The following is an 18,879-nucleotide window of genomic DNA, read 5'->3' on the forward strand; positions in this document are numbered from 1 at the left end:
CTTTTATGAAAAAAATGCGATGTCCAATCAAATCAAAACATATATCATGTTCGCTGGTCCGGCAATGTTTTTCTTTTTTGCAGTAGTCATCATTCCCTTTATCTATGGTGTGTATCTGACTTTTACCAACTGGGATGGGATTTCTGAGAAAAAGGAATTGATCGGAATCACCAACTACATAGCAGTATTTCAGGACGGAGGGTTCTGGTCTGCACTGCTGCTGACCCTGTCTTATGTGACGGTCAGTACAATCCTGGTGCAGGTGATTGCATTTTTGCTGGCATATTTACTGACCAGCGGGCTGAAAGGGCAGAACTTTTTCCGGGCCGGATTTTTTACACCAAACTTAATCGGCGGAATTGTTTTGGGATTTATCTGGAAGTTTGTATTTTCCAAGGCATTTACAGCCTTTGGAGATATGATTTCGATCCCGCTGTTTGAAAGTTCCTGGTTATCTGACCCCATAAAAGCATTCTTTGCCTTAATCCTGGTCACTGTATGGCAGTATTCCGGATATATGATGCTGATCTACGTTGCAGGATTTGTGGGAGTGCCTAAAGACCTAATGGAGGCTGCAAGCATTGACGGGTGTACCAATATACAGCGGACGAGGCACATTGTGATACCGATGATGGTGCAGTCATTTTCCATCTGTACATTTTTGACATTGACCAGATGCTTTATGGTATATGATTTAAACGTTTCCTTAACAGGAGGGGAACCATACGGAAGCACCATTATGGCAGCACTTTACGTATATCAGAAGGCGTTTAAATCCAAACAGTACGGGTTAGGTCAGGCAGAGGCACTGGTGCTCTTCGTGGTGGTTGCAGTGGTGGCTGTCACCCAGTATTATTTAAGCAGGAAGAAGGAGGTGGAAGCATGATGACAAAAGGGAAAACTGTGGCAGGCGGAAGAAAAGCAGTTATTATGAACCTTATAAAACTGGTTTTATTAGCATCATTGCTGGTTTTATACATGATTCCATTTTTCTTAATTCTGGTGAATTCATTTAAAAGGAAGATTACGATTATAAAGAACCCTCTTATGCTGGCAGATCCCAAAGGTTTCTCGTTTGAAAACTATAGTTCGGCGTTTTGGGAGATGAATTATCTGAGAGCTTTTGGCAACTCACTGCTGATCACGTTTGTAAGCGTGGTGTTTATAGTCCTGTTTGCTTCCATGGCAGCCTACTTCTTTGCAAGAACAAGGAGCTTTGCAGCCAAATTCAGTTTTTCGCTGATTGTGGCTGCTATGGTTATTCCGTTTCAGACGATTATGATTCCATTAATATCTATTTATGGCAATATGTTAGGAATGCTGAATATGAGATCAACTCTGATCTTTATGAATACCGGATTTGGAATGGGGCTTGCAATTTTTATCTATTATGGATTTATACGCTCCGGAGTCCCTGTTTCCCTGGAGGAAGCGGCCATTATCGATGGATGCACACCATATCAGCTGTTTTTTAAGATCGTGTTTCCGCTTCTGAAGCCGACTACCGCAACTTTGGTTGTGCTTGATGTCTTATGGCTCTGGAACGATTATCTTCTTCCCAGCCTGATCCTTGGAAAGAAGAGATTATATACGCTGCCCTTATCAACCTATACCTTTTATGGGACTTATTCCAGTGATCTGGGTAAAATCATGGCAGGTCTGGTGCTGACTATTCTGCCGGTAATTGTCATTTATTTAATATTGCAGAAACAGATTATCAGCGGTGTTGTGGCCGGAGCAGTAAAGGCGTAGGAGAAAAGATATAAAGAGAGGGCGGCAGGTTGAAAAAGACAATTCGTATTACAGGGAAATATTTGTGGATTCCCATCACTCCGGGTGCGAAAGATTCCATTGTATCGTTTTATTATGAGAATGAAAAGATACAGGAAATATGCATTGAAACAGGGGAAGAAGAACCGTGTTTTTACGCATGGTATGATGCCCGGGACTATCAGGGCGGTTCGATAATGTTAGAAGGTGATTACGAAGAAAGCTGGTTTGAACATGTTGTGGTGCGGGATGAAAAACCCTGTAATCCGGGAAAAAGCAGACCTCTTATTCATTATGCTCCGGAGTTTGGGTGGCTGAATGATCCCAATGGGCTGATTTATCACAAGGGACTCTATCATATTTACCATCAGCATAATCCCTATGGAGTGAGATGGGAGAACATGCATTGGGCTCATACCAGTACTCCTGATTTTCTCTCTTATACACAGACGGAAGATGTTTTGTTTCCCGATGAGGAAGGACCGGTTTTTTCTGGAACAGCCATTTTAGATCAGAACAATTGCCTGGGGTTTGGGGCCGATACGATCGCTTATTTTTATACCTCTGCAGGCAGACGCAGCCACTGGTCTATGGATCACTGGTTTACCCAGAAGATGGCAGTGAGCACGGATCATGGTAAGTCTCTTAATAAGCTGGAGGGATTTGTTCTGCCTCATATTAAAGAGGAGAACAGAGATCCTAAGGTGTTTTATCACAAAGAAAGCGACTCCTATATCATGGTTCTTTATATTTCCGATGATACCTTTTATTTCTTCCGTTCCACAGACTTGAATGAGTGGGAGAAAATACAGGAAATTACGATACCCGGGATGTGGGAATGTCCGGATTTTTTTCCTCTGGTCTGTGAGGAGGATGGAGTGAAAAAATGGATTTTATGGTCTGCAGACGGGTATTATTGTGTCGGTGAATTTGACGGGAAGTGTTTTCTGGCTCAGAAGAATAAAGAAGGAGATGGGATTGCCAGATATCAGCTTTATGACATAATCAGAGACAACACAGAAAAAGCTGACCGAAACGTTGTGAGGCCATATGCAGCACAAACCTTTCAGGAGACAGGAGACCGAATTATGCAGATCAGCTGGATTACCAGCGTAAAAAAAGACAGGAATTATGCCGGGATATTATCACTTCCCGGAGAACTTTCACTTACCGCATCTTCTTACGGATACCGGATCTGTATCAGCCCGGCTAAGGAACTGGTAAAACTCAGAAGAGAGTCGTTTGAGACAGTTATTAAAGACAGAGAGGATCAAAAATCCGGTCCGGGCTGTGCCAGTCTTTATTCCGGTGAGGGGCAGGCACTTGAGCTGGAGCTGACATTTAGAGACAGCAGAGAGTTAAGTGATACAGGAGACTCATATATAAAACTGTCTGTTTTTAAAACGTTGTTATTGATTGATCTTTGCAGCCGCAAACTGACAGTGGGACCACACAGGATTCTGCTGCCGGAAGAAAAAGAATATCATCTAAGACTTTATGCAGATTTGGATGTGTTCGAGTTGTTTGTATGCAAAGGTCTGACATACGCTGTTACAGATAATGAAAGCGGGAGTGTGTCGGGGTCAGTTGAGATTGAGTATTCCGGGATCAGGGGAAGCATTCAGCTGCATGTGTTAAAAAAAATCAGGATAAGCGAATCGATAGGAGTTGAATGAATGAAACTGAACAATAAGATCATGTTAATTACGTATGCGGACAGTCTGGGTAAGAATTTAAAGGAACTGGATACAGTGCTGCACACATATCTGAAGAATGAAGTGGGCGGTGTTCACATTCTTCCTTTTTTTCCCTCTTCTGCAGACAGAGGCTTTGCTCCTCTTTGCTATGATCAGGCAGATGCGGAATTCGGAACATTTGAAGACATAAAAAAGATCAGCAGGGATTATTACCTGATGTTTGATTTTATGGTCAATCATATTTCCAGAAGTTCTGTTTATTTTAAGGATTTTGAGGAAAAGAAGGAGTTTTCCGCTTACAGGGATATGTTTATCCGTTATAAAGACTTCTGGGATCAGGGAGAACCGACCGAAGAAGAGGTGGATTTAATCTATAAACGGAAGCCCCGTGCGCCCTATACTGAGGTTCAGTTTAAAAATGGGGAAGTGGAGAAGGTATGGTGCACCTTTTGCGAGGAACAGATTGACTTAGATGTCAGGACTGAGACGACAAAGGAATTCATTCGGAAATCTTTAACCGGCATGTGTGAAAATGGGGCTTCCATCATTCGTCTGGATGCATTTGCCTATGCTGTGAAAAAGAAGAACACCAACTGTTTTTTTGTAGAACCGGATATCTGGGAGCTGCTCCATGATATACAGGATGTTGTGTCCCCAAAGGGCGTGGATATTTTACCTGAAATACATGAGCATTATACCATTCAGATGAAAATTGCACAACAGGGATTCTGGATCTATGATTTTGCCCTTCCGGTGATTGTTTTAAATGCGCTTTATACAGGAAACGGGGTATATTTGAAACGATGGCTTGAGATGTCTCCGAAAAAGCAGTTTACCACACTGGATACCCATGACGGAATCGGAATTGTGGATGCAAGAGACTTAATGCCTGATGAGGAGATTGAGGAGACGAAAGAAAAGATGTTTACCAAGGGAGCTAATGTGAAAAAGATATACAACACAGCTGCTTACAACAATCTGGATATTTATCAGGTAAATACCACCTATTATTCTGCTCTGGGTGACAGGGATGACGCGTATCTCCTGGCAAGAGCCATTCAGTTTTTTGCTCCTGGAATACCCCAGGTGTATTATGTGGGACTGCTTGCCGGATCTAACGATATTGAACTGATGGAGAAAACAAAAAACGGCAGAGATATTAACCGCCACGGTTACAGTCTGGAAGAAATCACCAGAGAGACGAAACGGCCGGTTGTAAAACGGCTTTTTGAACTAATGCGTTTTAGAAACACTCACCCGGCGTTCGCATTAGACGGGAATATGGAGGTGAAGCTTAAAAAGGATCATCAGCTGACCATAATCCGTACCTGGGGCACCTATTATGCAGCGCTTACGGCTGATTTAAAAAGCTTTGAATTCGACATCAGCCATAATTAGAAGATACGAAAGGTTATCAGCATTGACAAAATCCCTCCGCATCATTAAGATTAATACAGAATAAATAAGGAGGGTTCCTGAGGGATGAATACCATAAACAGCGTGATTGCAAAGATGATGGACTATTATAAAGGTGACCCAAAGAGGATTCAGCATTTTATTAAAGTATACCAGTTTGGCAAACTGATAGGAGAAGAAGAGGGGCTTGATGATACGAAACAGCGGATTCTGGAAACAGCCTGTGTGGTTCATGATATCGGTATTAAGGCAAGTGAGGAAAAATATCACAGCAGTGCAGGCAATTACCAGGAACTGGAGGGGCCTCCTATCGCAAGAAGTCTTCTCATGTCTTTTGATTATTCACCGGAAGAGATCGACCGGATCTGCTGGCTGGTAGGCCATCATCATACATATAAGAATATAGAAGGTGCGGATTACCAGATTCTCGTGGAAGCTGATTTTCTTGTCAATGCATGGGAGGATGGGATGTCTAAGGAGGCGGTTGAAAGTGTCAGGAATAAAATATTTGCGACGGCAGCAGGAATCCGGATGTTTGAAACCATGTATATATAACTTAATAATTGAAAATTCTTAAAAATTGCATATCATAAAATAAGTATTGAATATACACGTTTGTATCATTTTATGTAATAATAGTGAATAGGGTTGCTGCATTATTTGCAGCATCCCTTTTTCATTGTGTGACAGTAAAAAAGAAACCCCCTGCTATACAGGGGGAGGGCTGATCTTTAGATATAAGTTACTCCTGTGCTAAAATAAATGTAGGTCTGCAAACCACAAATAAAAGCACAGGAGATCCATAATGGACATTAATAGTTTAGCCCATACTAAATGGGAATGCAAGTACCATATAGTCTTTGCACCAAAATATAGAAGGCAAGTAATCTACAAAGATATAAAGGCAGATGTTGGTCAAATTTTAGGAAGTTTATGCCGGAGAAAAGGAATCGAGATAATGGAAGCGCAATGTATGCCAGATCATGTACATATGTTAATCCGAATTCCACCAAAATACTCAGTATCAGAAATAATGGGATACTTAAAAGGAAAGAGTTCGCTAATGATATTTGAAAAACATGCGAATTTAAAATATAAGTACGGAAATCGGCATTTCTGGTGCCGTGGATATTACGTCGATACAGTAGGAAAGAATACAGCTGCGATTAAGGAATACATACAAAACCAGATAAAAGAAGATTTAGAATACGATCAGATGTCACTAGTAGAGTATATAGACCCGTTTACGGGTGAGCCGGTGAAGAAAAACAAGAAATAAGACTCTTAAGAGTCAGTTGGAAATCAAAGCAAAACTGCAAGCCCCTTTTGGGGCTGCGCCGGAAAAAGGCAGCTCCGATTAAGCCCTTTTAAGGGCAGCTGAGAATGTGGTGCAGTAGGCAGACTTTCGGAGCGCCTTCCGGGCGCAAGCAGGAAACAAACCCCTTATAGGGGGTGAGCAAGCCACCGGCTAAGCCGGTGGTATTGACTTCTATTCTCATAATTCATAAAAAAATTTCCCGTTAGGAGACCTGTTATGAAACAAAATGGAAAGAGAACTTTTAAATTATTCAGAAAATCCAAGGCACATACCATTTTGTATCAATTTATGGTGACGTATTTTATCGTATTATTTATCCCTTTATTGATCTGCAGCGTTTATTATATAAGAATGATTTCAGTAATTGGCAATGACGATATACAGACCAGGAAAACAGAATTAAAGCATGCAGCAGTTTTAGTGGATACCATGCTTAATGAATTTTCCTATCTGGGAGACAGTCTTGCTTCTAATACTGGTGTTAATAGTTTTAAGAGGATTTCTGATGCTTTTGATGGTCCGAATTCCTATAAGGTTTATGAACTTCACAACATGCTTCCGGATCTATATGCCATTAATCAGTCTATATTTGACTATTTCATTTTTTTTGATAAAAGTGAAACGGTAATAAATAAGCAGATTGCTTATACATACAGGGATTTCTATGATCTCTACCTGCATGAGGAGAGGTATGAAAGTTACAATGACTGGTATCGGCATATGAAGGAAGATGAAGTGATCTATGGATTAAGTCCAATGGAAACTTATCAATACAAAACTAAGACCTCCCTGAATATGATTGCTTACACAAGACCTTTGATTTATGGGGATTATAATGGTAAAAGCAGGATACAGATCATGTTTAAAGATACGGTATTAGAAACTTTAATGCCGGCACGGGCTGATAATAGTATCCAGTTTATAAAAGATTTTCATGGCAGGCTGATGTACTATAAAGCCCAGGGGGAGCCTGAAAAGTCCGACCAGGGAGAGGTAACCAGTGCAGTTGATAAAGTCATTACCCAGACTGAAAATCCTGAAAATCAGACAGTATTGATTGATAAAGAAAAATATCTGGTAATCCGGTATGTTTCAGATAAATCCGGGCTGGAATATTATATGCTGCAGCCAATGGTGGCAGTTAACAGCAGGAGCATGTACAGTATTTTCATGCTGGCTGTTTTTGTTTTTGCTGCAGTTACGGTTGGAATCATATTAAGTTATTATATGTCCCGGAAAAGTGCCACTCCCATTAATGATATTATGAAAGAAGTTTCCCAAAGTACGAAACGGTTTCATGGACATCAGGCAGTATTTTTAAGTTTAAAGGAGACTTATAAACATCTTGTGAATACCAATACGGATATGGCGAGGGTAATTGAGAGCCAGAAACCGTTTTTGAGAAATGCTTTTTTAAACCGGTTACTATATGGTAATTTCACTACAGAAGAGGATGCTTCCATAATTGCGGAGAATATTGGGCTGCTTCACAGAGACAGGTTGTTTGTCATCCTTGTTTTTCGTTTTAATGCGGATATCGATAAAATAGTAGAAGATGATTTAAAACTGATTAATTCCTGTATCCTTTCAATGATTGAGGTATTGGTAGAGGTACTTCCAGACAGCCTCTATACGAATCTTGACGGTGATCAGGTAGTACTGCTTATGAGTATCGAGAAGAAACGCAGAGAGTATTTTAAAGAAGAGACAGAACGAAAGATCAGGAGAATCAAGGAAGCAATGCCCTTAGATGTATCGGAGCAGTTCTTTGTATACGGGGGAAATGAAGTTGAGAGTCTGACAGAACTTAAGGATTCCTATAATAACGCAGTTTATATGTTCCAGAATGAGAGGGGACAGATTGATAATACCGTTATCTGGTATATCAACAATTTTGTTAATATACCTTCCTATCCGCCCCAGGATTTTTCGCTGAAACTTATGCATTATGTAATGGCAGGAGATAGTGAGGGACTCCACGATGCGCTTGAGGAGATCATTAAAAAGTATTTTATAGAGAACAGCCTTCCGGTTTACCTCCAGCATATGCTTTTGAATGAATTGCAGACAGCATTATTCCGCATAATCCGCCGGATTGGAACAGATGAATCGGAATACAGTGCTTATTATAACAAATTAGAAGAAAATAATAATGCAACGCTGCTGAATCAGTTCACCCTCACTCTCAACCTGTACCGGGTGGTATGTAAAGGTGTCGGTGACAAAAAGAAGCTTAAGGATACTTCCGTGATTACAGCTTCCATTGCTTCCTATATTGATATTAATTACGGCGATAAAAATCTGTCCCTTACCAGTGTGGCTGATATATTTGGCATAAGTGAACCTTATCTATCCAGTATATTTAAGCAGTCCCTGGGAATTAATTTTTCTACCTACGTGGAAGGGGTAAGAATTGAAAAGGCAAAGGAATTTTTAGAGAAGACGAATTTGTCCATCGGAGAAATTTCCGATCATGTAGGTTATGGTTCGGCTAATTCTTTCTGCAGGGCTTTTAAAAGAGTAATGGGAAGCAGTGCTTCCGAATACAGAAAAAAATAAAGGGATATGAGATCGTAGAAGCCTTGAAAACAGCGGAGTCTTAAAATATGAATAGTGGGAAAAAAGTATTGTATATATATTTTTTTCCGTCAGTGTGCAATGATGAAAAAAAAGAAAAGGGAGAGGTGGATGAATTGCAAATTCAAAAGAAAGGGAGCTTTACGAAATATTTTTCTTCACACTGGCAATTATATCTTATGATGGCACTGCCTTTAAGTGTATTACTGATTTTTTCTTATGGTCCCATGTACGGCATTATACTTGCTTTTAAGAATTATAAGGTAAGTATGGGGATATGGAATAGTCCATGGGCGGACCATTATGGTTTTAATAATTTTATAAGATTCTTCAATAACTATAATTTTAAAGAATGTCTCCGCAATACCCTGGTGGTTTCCATCTATTCCATGGTGGTAAGCATACCCTGTTCCATATTTTTAGCAATTTCCTTAAATTACACGAAAAATGTTTTATTTAAGAAAACAGCCCAGCTGATTACGTATTGCCCCTATTTTATATCTACAATTGTATTTGTAGGAATCATAAATATAATCATGGATAACAGAACCGGTGTAGTCGGCAGTATTCTTTATAATCACTTCGGTATTAATGTACTGGGCAGTGCCGGATTGTTTCCTTCTCTTTATGTATGGTCAGGTGTCTGGCAGGGGATAGGTTTCGGCGCAATTATTTATATTGCCGCACTGGCTGGTGTGGATATGGAGCAGCATGAGGCAGCCATTATAGATGGAGCCACGCTGTTACAGAGAATACGGTTTGTGGATATACCGGCAATTATACCTACTGTGGTTATTATGATGATCCTAAATATGGGAAGCTTATTAAATGTGGGATATGAGAAGGTTCTTGCCATGCAGAACCAGAATAATCTGGCTGCTTCTGAGATTATCACCACCTATTCTTATAAGGTTTCATTGGTTTCCACTTTTCCGGATTATCCGTATTCTACCGCGATTGGATTGTTTCAGTCCCTGGTTGGGTTGTTTCTGATACTGGCCGCAAACAAAATCGCCAATAAAGTATCGGGAAATGGTTTTATGTAAAGGGGGAAATTATGAAGAGTAGAAGAATTACACAGGATAAGGCAGTCTGTTTCATCAATTATATATTACTCACCCTGCTGTTAAGTGTTGTGTTATATCCGATTGTCTATATTATCAGCTGCTCGTTCAGCAGCGGTAATGCGCTGATGTCTGGAAAGGTTAAACTCTTTCCGGTAGGATTCACCCTGGACAGCTATGAAACAGTATTTAAATATAATTCTATCTGGACCGGTTTTAAGAATTCACTTACATATACAGTCTGCGGCGCTTTCATCAGTATAGTTCTTACGCTGTTTGCGGCATATCCCTTATCCAGGTCTGATTTCAGAGGGAGAAAAATATTTACAGGAATATTTTTGTTTACCATGATGTTTTCCGGTGGATTAATACCAACTTTTATGTTAGTGAAGAATCTTAAAATGATTAATACCATGTGGGCGGTCATTTTACCCGGCGCAGTCAGTGCTTATAATGTTATCGTAGCAAGAACATTCTTTGATCAGACGATTCCAAAAGAATTACTGGAAGCCTCACAAATGGATGGCTGCTCTGATTTTAAATTCTTTTCCATGATAGTTGTGCCTTTGTCTAAACCAATTATAGCAGTTCTGAGTCTTTGGGTAACGGTTTCCATATGGAATTCTTATTTTAACCCTATGATTTATATTAATTCCACAGATAAATACCCTTTGCAGCTGGTACTCAGAAAAATCATTCTGATGTCCCAGGTGGATCTGTCATCCGCCAATGTGGACCCGGCTATGGTGGCAAAGAACCAGTATTTAAGTGAGATGCTAAAGTATGGGACAATCATTATCAGCAGTATGCCCTTGATGATTGCATATCCTTTTGTACAGAAATATTTTGTAAAGGGTGTTATGATCGGTTCTGTTAAAGGTTGAATGTGTAATTTTTAAAGTTTATATAGGAAGAAAGAGGAGGGAATTTAAAAATGAGAAGGTTTTTTAACAAACGCACGATATCAGTAATAGCTTCAGCAGCTATGGCAGTATCACTTTTGGGAGGTTGCGGGAACTCAGGTACGAAAACTTCCGTTGCCAAAACAGATGATGCAAATTCTTCAGAAGATTCATTTAATTTCAAATCTGTGAAAGATGTGACTTTTCCACTGAAGCAAAAACTGGAATTAACAGTTTTTGTATATGCGACTGCGACTGGCGGCGGTACGTATCAGGATAACTATGTAACCGACTGGATTGAGCAAAAAACCAATATTCATTTAAACTATGTATATGATTTAGATGGTGATGATGCAAAAACCAAATTAAATCTTGTTATGACAGATAAAGCCAGCCTTCCAGATATCTTCCTGGCCACAAACTGGACGAAATCAGAAGTACAGTCTTATGGACAGCAGGGGCTGATCCTGCCCCTGAATGATTATTTAAAAGATGCACCGAACTGGAATGCCAATAATGAAAAGAGTCCTGGAAGGAAAGCTGATCTTACGATGACTGATGGAAATATCTATACATATGGCGATGAGAATGAAAGCTTTCATAATATGTTCCAGAACAGAATGTGGATCTATATGCCCTGGGTAGATAAGCTTAATGATGGTAAGGTACCCCGGACCACAGAAGAACTGTATGATTACATGAACAAAATTAAAACCCAGGATCCCAATGGTAACGGTGCAGCAGATGAAATACCTATGACCGGTTATATTGGCGGCTGGGCAACCGATCCCACCGTCTGGATGATTAATTCCTTTATACAGTGTAACAATCCGTTAAGCAATACCAACCCTACGGTAGCAGCCGGGTTTGTGGTTAATAACGGAAAAATTGAGTATAACGTAATGAAAGACCAGTATAAAGATGCGCTTAAATACATGAATAAACTTTATAAAGAAGGCCTGCTGGATAATCAGACCTTTACTCAGGATAATACCCAGTTTAATGCTGCTTTAAATAATGATGTCCATCTGGTCGGATTATATGCAGATGGCGGTGTGAATGCAGACGGAGATAATTTCTGGGCTAAAAAACCTGGTGACTGGCAGAACTGGGCATGTCTTGAGCCTGTTGCAGGACCTGACGGGGTCAGGCTGGCGGCCAGAAGTATTGCTACTTATTTTGGTTCTTCCATAGGAAGTATATCAGCAAATTGCAAATACCCTGTTATTGCAGCAGCATTATTTGATTTCATGGCATCAGAAGAGGCTTCCAATGTACAGGCATATGGACCGGAAGGCTTTGGCTGGGATTGGACAAGCGAGGGAACTTCTCTGGGGGATGGTACTCCCAAATATGAAACACATACAATACCGGATGATTTTGACTGGGTTGGAAACGGATTTCCCAGAAATTATGCTCACAAGGCCTACACTGCGGATGCTATGGTAAGATCCAGTGACATTGCCTATCGTTCTGCCTTAAAGATTGAAAATCCAGATCTGGATGTCGAGTATGTATTCCAGAAAGCAGCAGAAAAATATGAGAAATATTCACCGGATATTAATACTCTGATTCCAAACTTAGCATTCGAAGGAGAAGACAGTCAGGCTGTTTCGGAGTATACACTGACCATTGGAGGATATGTAAACCAGGCTACGGTTCAGTTCATCACCGGAAATCTGGATATTGACAAAGAGTGGGATAATTATATCAGTAAATTAAAGGATATGGGAGCAGATGATTATATTGCACGTTATCAGAAATGCTATGATGCATATATGAAAGCGGAGGCAGGTAATAAGGAATAAAAAGTTTGAATCAGAGCGGAGGTATCAATTATGAAAAAACAGGCCTTAAATCCGTATCTTCCCTCATGGGAATATATACCTGACGGGGAACCTCATGTATTCGGGGACCGTGTTTATGTATATGGATCTCATGACCGGTTCAGGGGCAATGCATATTGTTTAAATGATTATGTGTGCTGGTCGGCTCCGGCAGATGATCTGGGTAACTGGAGATATGAGGGCGTGATTTACCCAAAGGTATCTGATCCCCTTAATAAGGACGGCAGTATGTGTTTGTATGCGCCGGATGTGACGTTAGGTCCTGACGGACGTTATTATCTTTATTATGTGCTGGATAAAGTAAGCATCGTATCCGTTGCTGTGTGTGAGGAACCGGCGGGGAGATATGAATTTTACGGATATGTTCATTATGCTGACGGGACACGTCTGGGAGAAAGAAAGGGGGATGAGCCTCAGTTTGATCCGGGAGTCCTTACGGAAGGTGACACAACCTATTTGTATACTGGATTCTGCGGCATAGGGGACAGGTTAAGAAGTGGTCCCATGGCTGCGGTACTGGGACCTGACATGCTTACCATAGTGGAAGAACCTGTATTTATAGCCCCAAGTGAGCCCTTCAGTGAGGGAAGTTCTTTTATCGAGCATGAATTTTTTGAAGCACCGTCTATGAGAAAAAAAGGAGATACTTATTATTTTATTTATTCCTCCATAGTCATGCATGAATTATGCTACGCAACCAGTAAATATCCCACAAAGGATTTTGTATATGGGGGAGTGGTCAGCAGTAATTGTGATATGCACATTCATTCCTATAAACCGGCCAGGAAACCCATGTATTATGGATCTAATAATCATGGCAGCATCGTTGAAATCAAAGGCCAGTGGTATGTATTTTACCACCGTCACACAGACGGAACAAATTTCAGCAGGCAAGGCTGTGCAGAGCCAATTGAGTTTATGGAAGACGGATCCATTATACAGCCGGAGATGACTTCCTGTGGTTTAAACGGGGGACCGCTGGCTGGAAGGGGAGAATATCCTGCTTATTTAGCCTGTAATCTTTTCTGTAAGGACGAAGAGATTTATACTCCCCTCGGAGGTCTGTGGCTGGACAGCCGTTTTCCCAAAATAACACAGGATGGGAAAGACGGGGATGAGGAAGTGGGTTATATTCAGAATATGCGTGATACGGCAACTGCAGGATTTAAATATTTTGACTGCAGGGGAATTAAAAGTGTTATAATTAAAGTACGCGGATATTGCAGGGGACAGTTTGAGATAAAAACATCCTGGGATGGAGAAGTACTTGTAAGTATTCCAGTCGTTTATACCAATATATGGAAGGAATATGCGGCAGATATTGAAATTCCGGATGGGATCTGGCCAATTTATATTACCTATCGCGGAGAGGGAAGTGCATCGTTACAATCGTTTACTTTAATTTAGTCTGGGGGTATCCATATGAAGAATCGTTTCCTATATGACAGACCGGTTCCGTACCAAAGATACAGATCTGACAGTGAAGAAATCTGGAATGAAGCAGCACCCATTGGCAATGGGAACATGGGAGCTATGGTTTTTGGCGGAGTTCAGACTGATAAATTACAGCTGAATGAGGATACCATCTGGTATGGAAACGGGGGCAGAAACCGTGTGAATCCGGAAGCGAAAGATAATTACCTTAAGATTCGCCGGCTGTTGTCAGATGGTATGGTCTCAGACGCTCAGAAGCTTGCCAGTGATACGATGATGCCGATTCCTGACCAGCAGAGAAATTACAGTACTGCCGGCGAAATCTTTTTTGAATTCCATGAGGAAAATAAGGAATTTAAGAATTATAAAAGATACCTTGATTTAAATACGGCGATTGTTACTATGGAATATGAGATTGGCAGGGGGCAGTATCATAGAGAATATTTTGCAAGTGCGCTGCATCAGGTAATAGCCCTCCATCAGGAGAGTAAAGAGGAAGAGAAGGTAAATGGCTGCCTGACCATGACATTTTTCCGAAGTAATGTTGAAAAAATTGAAAAAATCTCTGAACAAATTCTGTCCATGACGGTAAAGGAAGGTGCTGAGGGCTGCTGCTATTGCGTAATGGCAGCAATTAAGAATGAAGGCGGTACCGTGGAGATTCACAGAGACCAGATCCGCGTAAAAGAAGCCGATTCCTTTACGATCTATCTGTCAATCCGAAGTGATTTTTATAAAGAAGAACCAACTGGCTGGTGCAGAAAAAAACTGGAGTCTGTACTTAAACTGCCCTATGAACTTGTAAAGACAGAGCATATAAAGGAGTACCAGAGCTATTTTAACCGCGTTCAATTTTCATTAGGTCAAGACACCGGGAAAGCGGAAAGGCCGATTCCTGAAAGACTAAAAGCCATGCAGCAGGGAGAACAGGATCTGGAGCTGATTGCAGATTATTACCAGTTTGGCAGATATCTGTTGATTTCAAGCAGCAGACCAGGGTCCCAGCCGGCAAATTTACAGGGCATCTGGAACCGGAATGAACATCCTGCCTGGGGAAGTAAATATACAATTAATATTAATACGGAAATGAATTACTGGCCGGCAGAAAGCTGCAATTTATCAGAATGCCACCTTCCGCTGTTTCAATTAATCCGAAGAATGCTTCCATATGGTCAGAAGGTCGCAAGGGATATGTATGGTTTGTCCGGTTTTGTTGCCCACCATAATACAGATTTGTTTGGAGACTGCGCTCCCCAGGATTCAGTAATGTCGTCTACGATCTGGCCTATGGGGGCGGCCTGGCTTTGCATACATATCTGGAATCATTATGAATACACCCTGGATCAGGAATTCCTGAGAGAGAATATGGATTTGATAAAGGAAGCCAGTCTTTTTATATCGGAATACCTCTTTGAAAACCATCAGGGGAAACTGGTGACAGGACCTTCCATATCACCGGAAAATACCTACCTTCATCAAAGCGGACAGGAAGGACAGCTTTGTATCGGGCCGTCCATGGATACCGAGATTATCAGGGATCTGTTGGGGGCTTGCATCAAAGGGGCGGAGATTACTGGCTGCGAGGATGGACTGACAGATAAGCTAAGAGCCATTTTACCTCGTCTGCCGGAACTTTCTGTGGGTAGATACGGACAGTTAATGGAATGGGCGGAGGATTATGAGGAGATGGAACCTGGCCACCGTCATATCTCACATCTGTATGCATTGTATCCGTCTGAGCAGATAACTTATGAGAAAACTCCTAAATTAATGGAGGCTGCAAGGGTGACCTTAGAAAGACGTCTTAAAAACGGAGGCGGTCATACCGGATGGTCAAGAGCCTGGATTATTACCATGTGGGCCAGACTCAGGGATGGGGAAAAAGCAGGAGAGAATGTCAGGGATTTACTGACAAAATCAACCTATCCCAATCTTTTTGACTGTCATCCTCCGTTTCAGATTGACGGTAATTTCGGTGGTACGGCAGGAATTAAGGAGATGTTACTGCAATGCATAAACGGTGAACTTACGTTTCTGCCTGCACTCCCAAAAGCCTGGGACTGCGGACATATAAGCGGACTAAAAGCCAAAGGTGCCGTAACTGTTTCCTTTACCTGGAAGGATGGAGAGGTTATTTCCGGCAGTATTCTTGCAGAAAAAGGTGGAAGATGCAGTTTTATTAAGCCTGACAGAATCAAAAAGATCGTTTCGGAGCAAAAGGTAAACATTACATATGAAGGACAGAAGGTGGTTTGTTACGGTGAGGGCGTCTATGAAATACAGCTCTTAGTATAAAGCTGGCTTATTCTTATTATGCAGGAGAAATTGACGATGGAATATTATGTAGAATTGAAACTAAGAAAAGATGCCCATAGCGGAGGGTTTTCTAATGGTCTGACCTTATGTGGAAGTGAATCCACGAAAGGGCTAGAAAAAGTTCTTGAAAAGGATGACACAATAGTATATAAAAACAGTACCAGTCAGTATGTTACACTGGATATGATAAATAATAACGATACCGTTGAGGTAAATACCATATTTGAGAACAAAGGTACTGAAACTACAACTTTAGAAATGCTCTCATCTTTTGCTTTAAAGGGAATAAAAGCGGATAAAATCCACAGGCTGCAATCCTTTTGGAGTGCGGAAGGAAAACTCAGGACAGAAACAATTGAGGAACTGCACTTAGAGCCCTCCTGGAACAGATGTGGTATGCGTGTTGAGAAATTTGGCAATTTAGGATCTATGCCAGTGCGGAAGTATTTCCCTTTTATCGCGTTGGAAAACAGTGAAACACATGAGTTTACGGCGGTTCAGTTATACGCCCCCTTTTCCTGGCAGATTGAGATTCTGTGCAAAGAGGATGAAACTCTGTCAGTTGTGGGTGGTATTGCAGACAGGGATTTTGGACACTGGTTTAAAAATATTGCACCAGGTGAGACCTTTACTGCCCCCAAAGCGGTCATTGCCAGGGGGAATTCCCTCTATGAGGTATGTGATAAACTGGTGAAGGCACAAAATCCTGACATATCCGGGCTGGATCAGGATATGGGGATTATGTTTAATGAATATTGTACTACCTGGGGGAACCCAACCCTTGAAAACATCAAAAAAATCTGTGATAAGTTAAAGAACAGGGGAGTTAAGTACCTGGTAATTGATTCCGGCTGGTATGGTAAAAATGAGGGCTGGTGGGCCAGCATCGGGGACTGGGATGTCAATTATGAAAAGTTCCCGGGCGGATTAAAAAAAGCTGCGGACTATATCAGGGAATGCGGGATGATCCCCGGTCTCTGGTTTGAACCGGAATCCGTGGGCAGACTGTCAAAACACTGGGACAATACGGAACATTTGCTGAAAAAAGATGGCGTAGTACTTACGGTTGGCGATAAACGCTTCTGGGATATGTCCGATCCCTGGGTTATGGAGTATTTAAATAATGCGGTTATAAAAACCCTGAAAGAATGCGGATTTGGTTATATTAAAATTGATTATAACGATACCATCGGCATTGGCTGTGACGGGGCCGAAAGTCTGGGAGAAGGGTTAAGGCAGAGAGTCAGTGCAACCCAGGAATTTTTCAAACAAATCAAAAGGGAGATACCGGATATTGTAATTGAAAACTGTTCCAGCGGAGGACACAGGCTGGAGCCATCCATGATGGAACTGGTATCCCAGGCAAGCTTTTCCGATGCTCATGAAACCACGGCCATACCGATTATTGCGGCAAATATGCATAGGGTAATAAAACCGTCCCAAAGTCAGATATGGGCAGTTATGCGTGGCGGTGACAGCAATAATAGAATCTACTATTCCGTTATCAGTACTTTTTTGGGAAGAATGTGCTTAAGTGGCGATATCTATGATCTGACTGAAAAACAATGGGAAGTCATTGAGGCGGGAATGGAATTTTATAAAAAAGCAGCTGATATCATAAAATACGGAAAAACAATAAAATATGAAAACAGTACGAAAAGCTATAATAATCCCCAGGGAGAACAGATTGTTATCCGGGAATTTTGCAACAAACAGTTAGTGATTGCCCATAGATTTGAGAATTCCAAAGAAATCAGCCTCGATTTCCTGCAGAATAAAAAAATTATAAAGGAATATGGGGTTATCGATGGTGATTTTACTGCTAAGGCCTGGCTGATAGGATAAATAAGCGGTTTAGGGGTTGACAAACTCGGAGAATTGAACTAGTATAAAGACGAATATTCGGTAGGTGAGGCTACTACAGGGATACGGGCTGTTGCCGCAGAGTTGTGGAGACACAATGAGATGGTTTGAACAGGCTGCATCGAGATTAAGGTGCAGCATAACACAGTTACATTGCCCTGTAAAGCTAAAACTCATACGAAAATATAAGAAATGTAATTACATTCTCGTATATTCTTTCCGGATATACGGGGATTTTTTATTTTAAGAGGAAAGGATGTGTCTGTCTTGGATAGTGGTAATTATCACAGTTGTTTGAAAAGAATGATGGCAGTATATGAATCCGGTGACAGGCATCCTCTGCCTGTTGCTTAGTTGTGCTGTGCAGCCGGATATTGGCGCCATCGTTCTCAAAAACGCAGTTTTTGGTGACGGTGGTTTTTTTGTGCCCATTTTTGGTGAATTCCATAGCGGGCTTTATGATAGATACTATAGTTTTGAAGGTGAGGTGAGGAGAATGGATGCAGACGGAAGTAGCGGTGCGGCCCCCGGGAAGCGCAGCAGCAGGAATGGTTTGGATGGAGACGTACATTTGTCTGCTCCAGGCTCCTGAATCAAATACGCTTCTCATGGCCGCCCATAATTTTGGAAATGACAAAATACAATTATGGAGGCAGGAACCATGAAGAAGATTTT

14 protein-coding genes and 1 riboswitch are annotated in these 18,879 nt (G+C 41.2%); all 14 genes read left to right on the forward strand.

The features are described from left to right. Positions 1 to 19 precede the first annotated feature (19 nt). Entirely contained in the window at positions 20 to 886 is an 867-nt protein-coding gene (locus CRO04_RS14300) for a carbohydrate ABC transporter permease (protein ID WP_097005039.1), read from the forward strand. Further along, positions 883 to 1,752 (forward strand): carbohydrate ABC transporter permease, encoded by an 870-nt coding sequence (locus CRO04_RS14305; RefSeq protein ID WP_330400856.1) that lies wholly within the window; start codon positions 883 to 885, stop codon positions 1,750 to 1,752. Before CRO04_RS14300 ends, CRO04_RS14305 begins: the two co-directional genes overlap by 4 nt. 29 nt (positions 1,753 to 1,781) lie before the next feature. Beyond that, complete coding sequence (locus tag CRO04_RS14310; RefSeq protein WP_097004940.1) at positions 1,782 to 3,446, forward strand: glycoside hydrolase family 32 protein; 1,665 nt, start codon at positions 1,782 to 1,784, stop codon at positions 3,444 to 3,446. After that, positions 3,447 to 4,865: a sucrose phosphorylase gene (gtfA, locus tag CRO04_RS14315; protein WP_097004941.1), complete on the forward strand. Its 1,419-nt coding sequence runs from the start codon at positions 3,447 to 3,449 to the stop codon at positions 4,863 to 4,865. A gap of 84 nt (positions 4,866 to 4,949) precedes the next feature. Then, positions 4,950 to 5,438, forward strand: coding sequence for an HD domain-containing protein (locus CRO04_RS14320; protein ID WP_097004942.1), 489 nt, complete (start codon positions 4,950 to 4,952; stop codon positions 5,436 to 5,438). Positions 5,439 to 5,688: 250 nt separating this feature from the next. Next, positions 5,689 to 6,162, forward strand: coding sequence for an IS200/IS605 family transposase (gene tnpA / locus CRO04_RS14325; RefSeq protein WP_024836645.1), 474 nt, complete (start codon positions 5,689 to 5,691; stop codon positions 6,160 to 6,162). A gap of 255 nt (positions 6,163 to 6,417) precedes the next feature. Further along, on the forward strand, positions 6,418 to 8,760 hold the full coding sequence (locus CRO04_RS14330) for a helix-turn-helix transcriptional regulator (RefSeq protein ID WP_097004943.1): 2,343 nt from the start codon (positions 6,418 to 6,420) through the stop codon (positions 8,758 to 8,760). 47 nt (positions 8,761 to 8,807) lie between these two features. After that, positions 8,808 to 9,824, forward strand: a complete 1,017-nt coding sequence (locus CRO04_RS14335) for an ABC transporter permease (protein WP_097004944.1) — start codon at positions 8,808 to 8,810, stop codon at positions 9,822 to 9,824. Between the two features lie 11 nt (positions 9,825 to 9,835). Then, the gene (locus CRO04_RS14340) at positions 9,836 to 10,726 is read left to right on the forward strand and encodes a carbohydrate ABC transporter permease (protein ID WP_097004945.1); all 891 of its coding nucleotides are present in this window, start codon (positions 9,836 to 9,838) and stop codon (positions 10,724 to 10,726) included. 50 nt (positions 10,727 to 10,776) lie between these two features. Continuing rightward, positions 10,777 to 12,552 carry a DUF3502 domain-containing protein gene (locus tag CRO04_RS14345; RefSeq protein WP_097004946.1) on the forward strand — a complete coding sequence of 592 codons (1,776 nt, stop codon included), beginning with the start codon at positions 10,777 to 10,779 and terminating at the stop codon, positions 12,550 to 12,552. Between the two features lie 30 nt (positions 12,553 to 12,582). Beyond that, positions 12,583 to 13,998, forward strand: a complete 1,416-nt coding sequence (locus tag CRO04_RS14350) for a family 43 glycosylhydrolase (protein ID WP_097004947.1) — start codon at positions 12,583 to 12,585, stop codon at positions 13,996 to 13,998. Between the two features lie 15 nt (positions 13,999 to 14,013). After that, a complete protein-coding gene (locus CRO04_RS14355) occupies positions 14,014 to 16,320 on the forward strand; it encodes a glycosyl hydrolase family 95 catalytic domain-containing protein (protein ID WP_097004948.1) in 2,307 nt (768 codons plus the stop codon). Positions 16,321 to 16,356: 36 nt separating this feature from the next. After that, on the forward strand, positions 16,357 to 18,186 hold the full coding sequence (locus CRO04_RS14360) for a glycoside hydrolase family 36 protein (protein WP_097004949.1): 1,830 nt from the start codon (positions 16,357 to 16,359) through the stop codon (positions 18,184 to 18,186). Positions 18,187 to 18,235: 49 nt separating this feature from the next. Continuing rightward, positions 18,236 to 18,395, forward strand: a riboswitch (M-box (ykoK) riboswitch). Between the two features lie 309 nt (positions 18,396 to 18,704). Beyond that, positions 18,705 to 18,869 (forward strand): hypothetical protein, encoded by a 165-nt coding sequence (locus tag CRO04_RS26270; protein ID WP_166432567.1) that lies wholly within the window; start codon positions 18,705 to 18,707, stop codon positions 18,867 to 18,869. The last annotated feature ends 10 nt before the right edge of the window (positions 18,870 to 18,879 follow it).

Origin of the sequence: Lacrimispora amygdalina (assembly GCF_900205965.1) — a bacterium.
Classification (GTDB): domain Bacteria; phylum Bacillota; class Clostridia; order Lachnospirales; family Lachnospiraceae; genus Lacrimispora; species Lacrimispora amygdalina_A.

Bases quoted from the DNA above. Each gene is read 5' to 3' on its own strand.
- CRO04_RS14300 (WP_097005039.1), top strand. From the start codon at position 20: ATGTCCAATCAAATCAAAACATATATCATGTTCGCTGGTCCGGCAATG.
- CRO04_RS14305 (WP_330400856.1), top strand. From the start codon at position 883: ATGATGACAAAAGGGAAAACTGTGGCAGGCGGAAGAAAAGCAGTTATT.
- gtfA (WP_097004941.1), top strand. From the start codon at position 3,447: ATGAAACTGAACAATAAGATCATGTTAATTACGTATGCGGACAGTCTG.
- CRO04_RS14320 (WP_097004942.1), top strand. From the start codon at position 4,950: ATGAATACCATAAACAGCGTGATTGCAAAGATGATGGACTATTATAAA.
- tnpA (WP_024836645.1), top strand. From the start codon at position 5,689: ATGGACATTAATAGTTTAGCCCATACTAAATGGGAATGCAAGTACCAT.
- CRO04_RS14330 (WP_097004943.1), top strand. From the start codon at position 6,418: ATGAAACAAAATGGAAAGAGAACTTTTAAATTATTCAGAAAATCCAAG.
- CRO04_RS14335 (WP_097004944.1), top strand. From the start codon at position 8,808: ATGAATAGTGGGAAAAAAGTATTGTATATATATTTTTTTCCGTCAGTG.
- CRO04_RS14340 (WP_097004945.1), top strand. From the start codon at position 9,836: ATGAAGAGTAGAAGAATTACACAGGATAAGGCAGTCTGTTTCATCAAT.
- CRO04_RS14345 (WP_097004946.1), top strand. From the start codon at position 10,777: ATGAGAAGGTTTTTTAACAAACGCACGATATCAGTAATAGCTTCAGCA.
- CRO04_RS14350 (WP_097004947.1), top strand. From the start codon at position 12,583: ATGAAAAAACAGGCCTTAAATCCGTATCTTCCCTCATGGGAATATATA.
- CRO04_RS14355 (WP_097004948.1), top strand. From the start codon at position 14,014: ATGAAGAATCGTTTCCTATATGACAGACCGGTTCCGTACCAAAGATAC.
- CRO04_RS14360 (WP_097004949.1), top strand. From the start codon at position 16,357: ATGGAATATTATGTAGAATTGAAACTAAGAAAAGATGCCCATAGCGGA.
- CRO04_RS26270 (WP_166432567.1), top strand. From the start codon at position 18,705: ATGCAGACGGAAGTAGCGGTGCGGCCCCCGGGAAGCGCAGCAGCAGGA.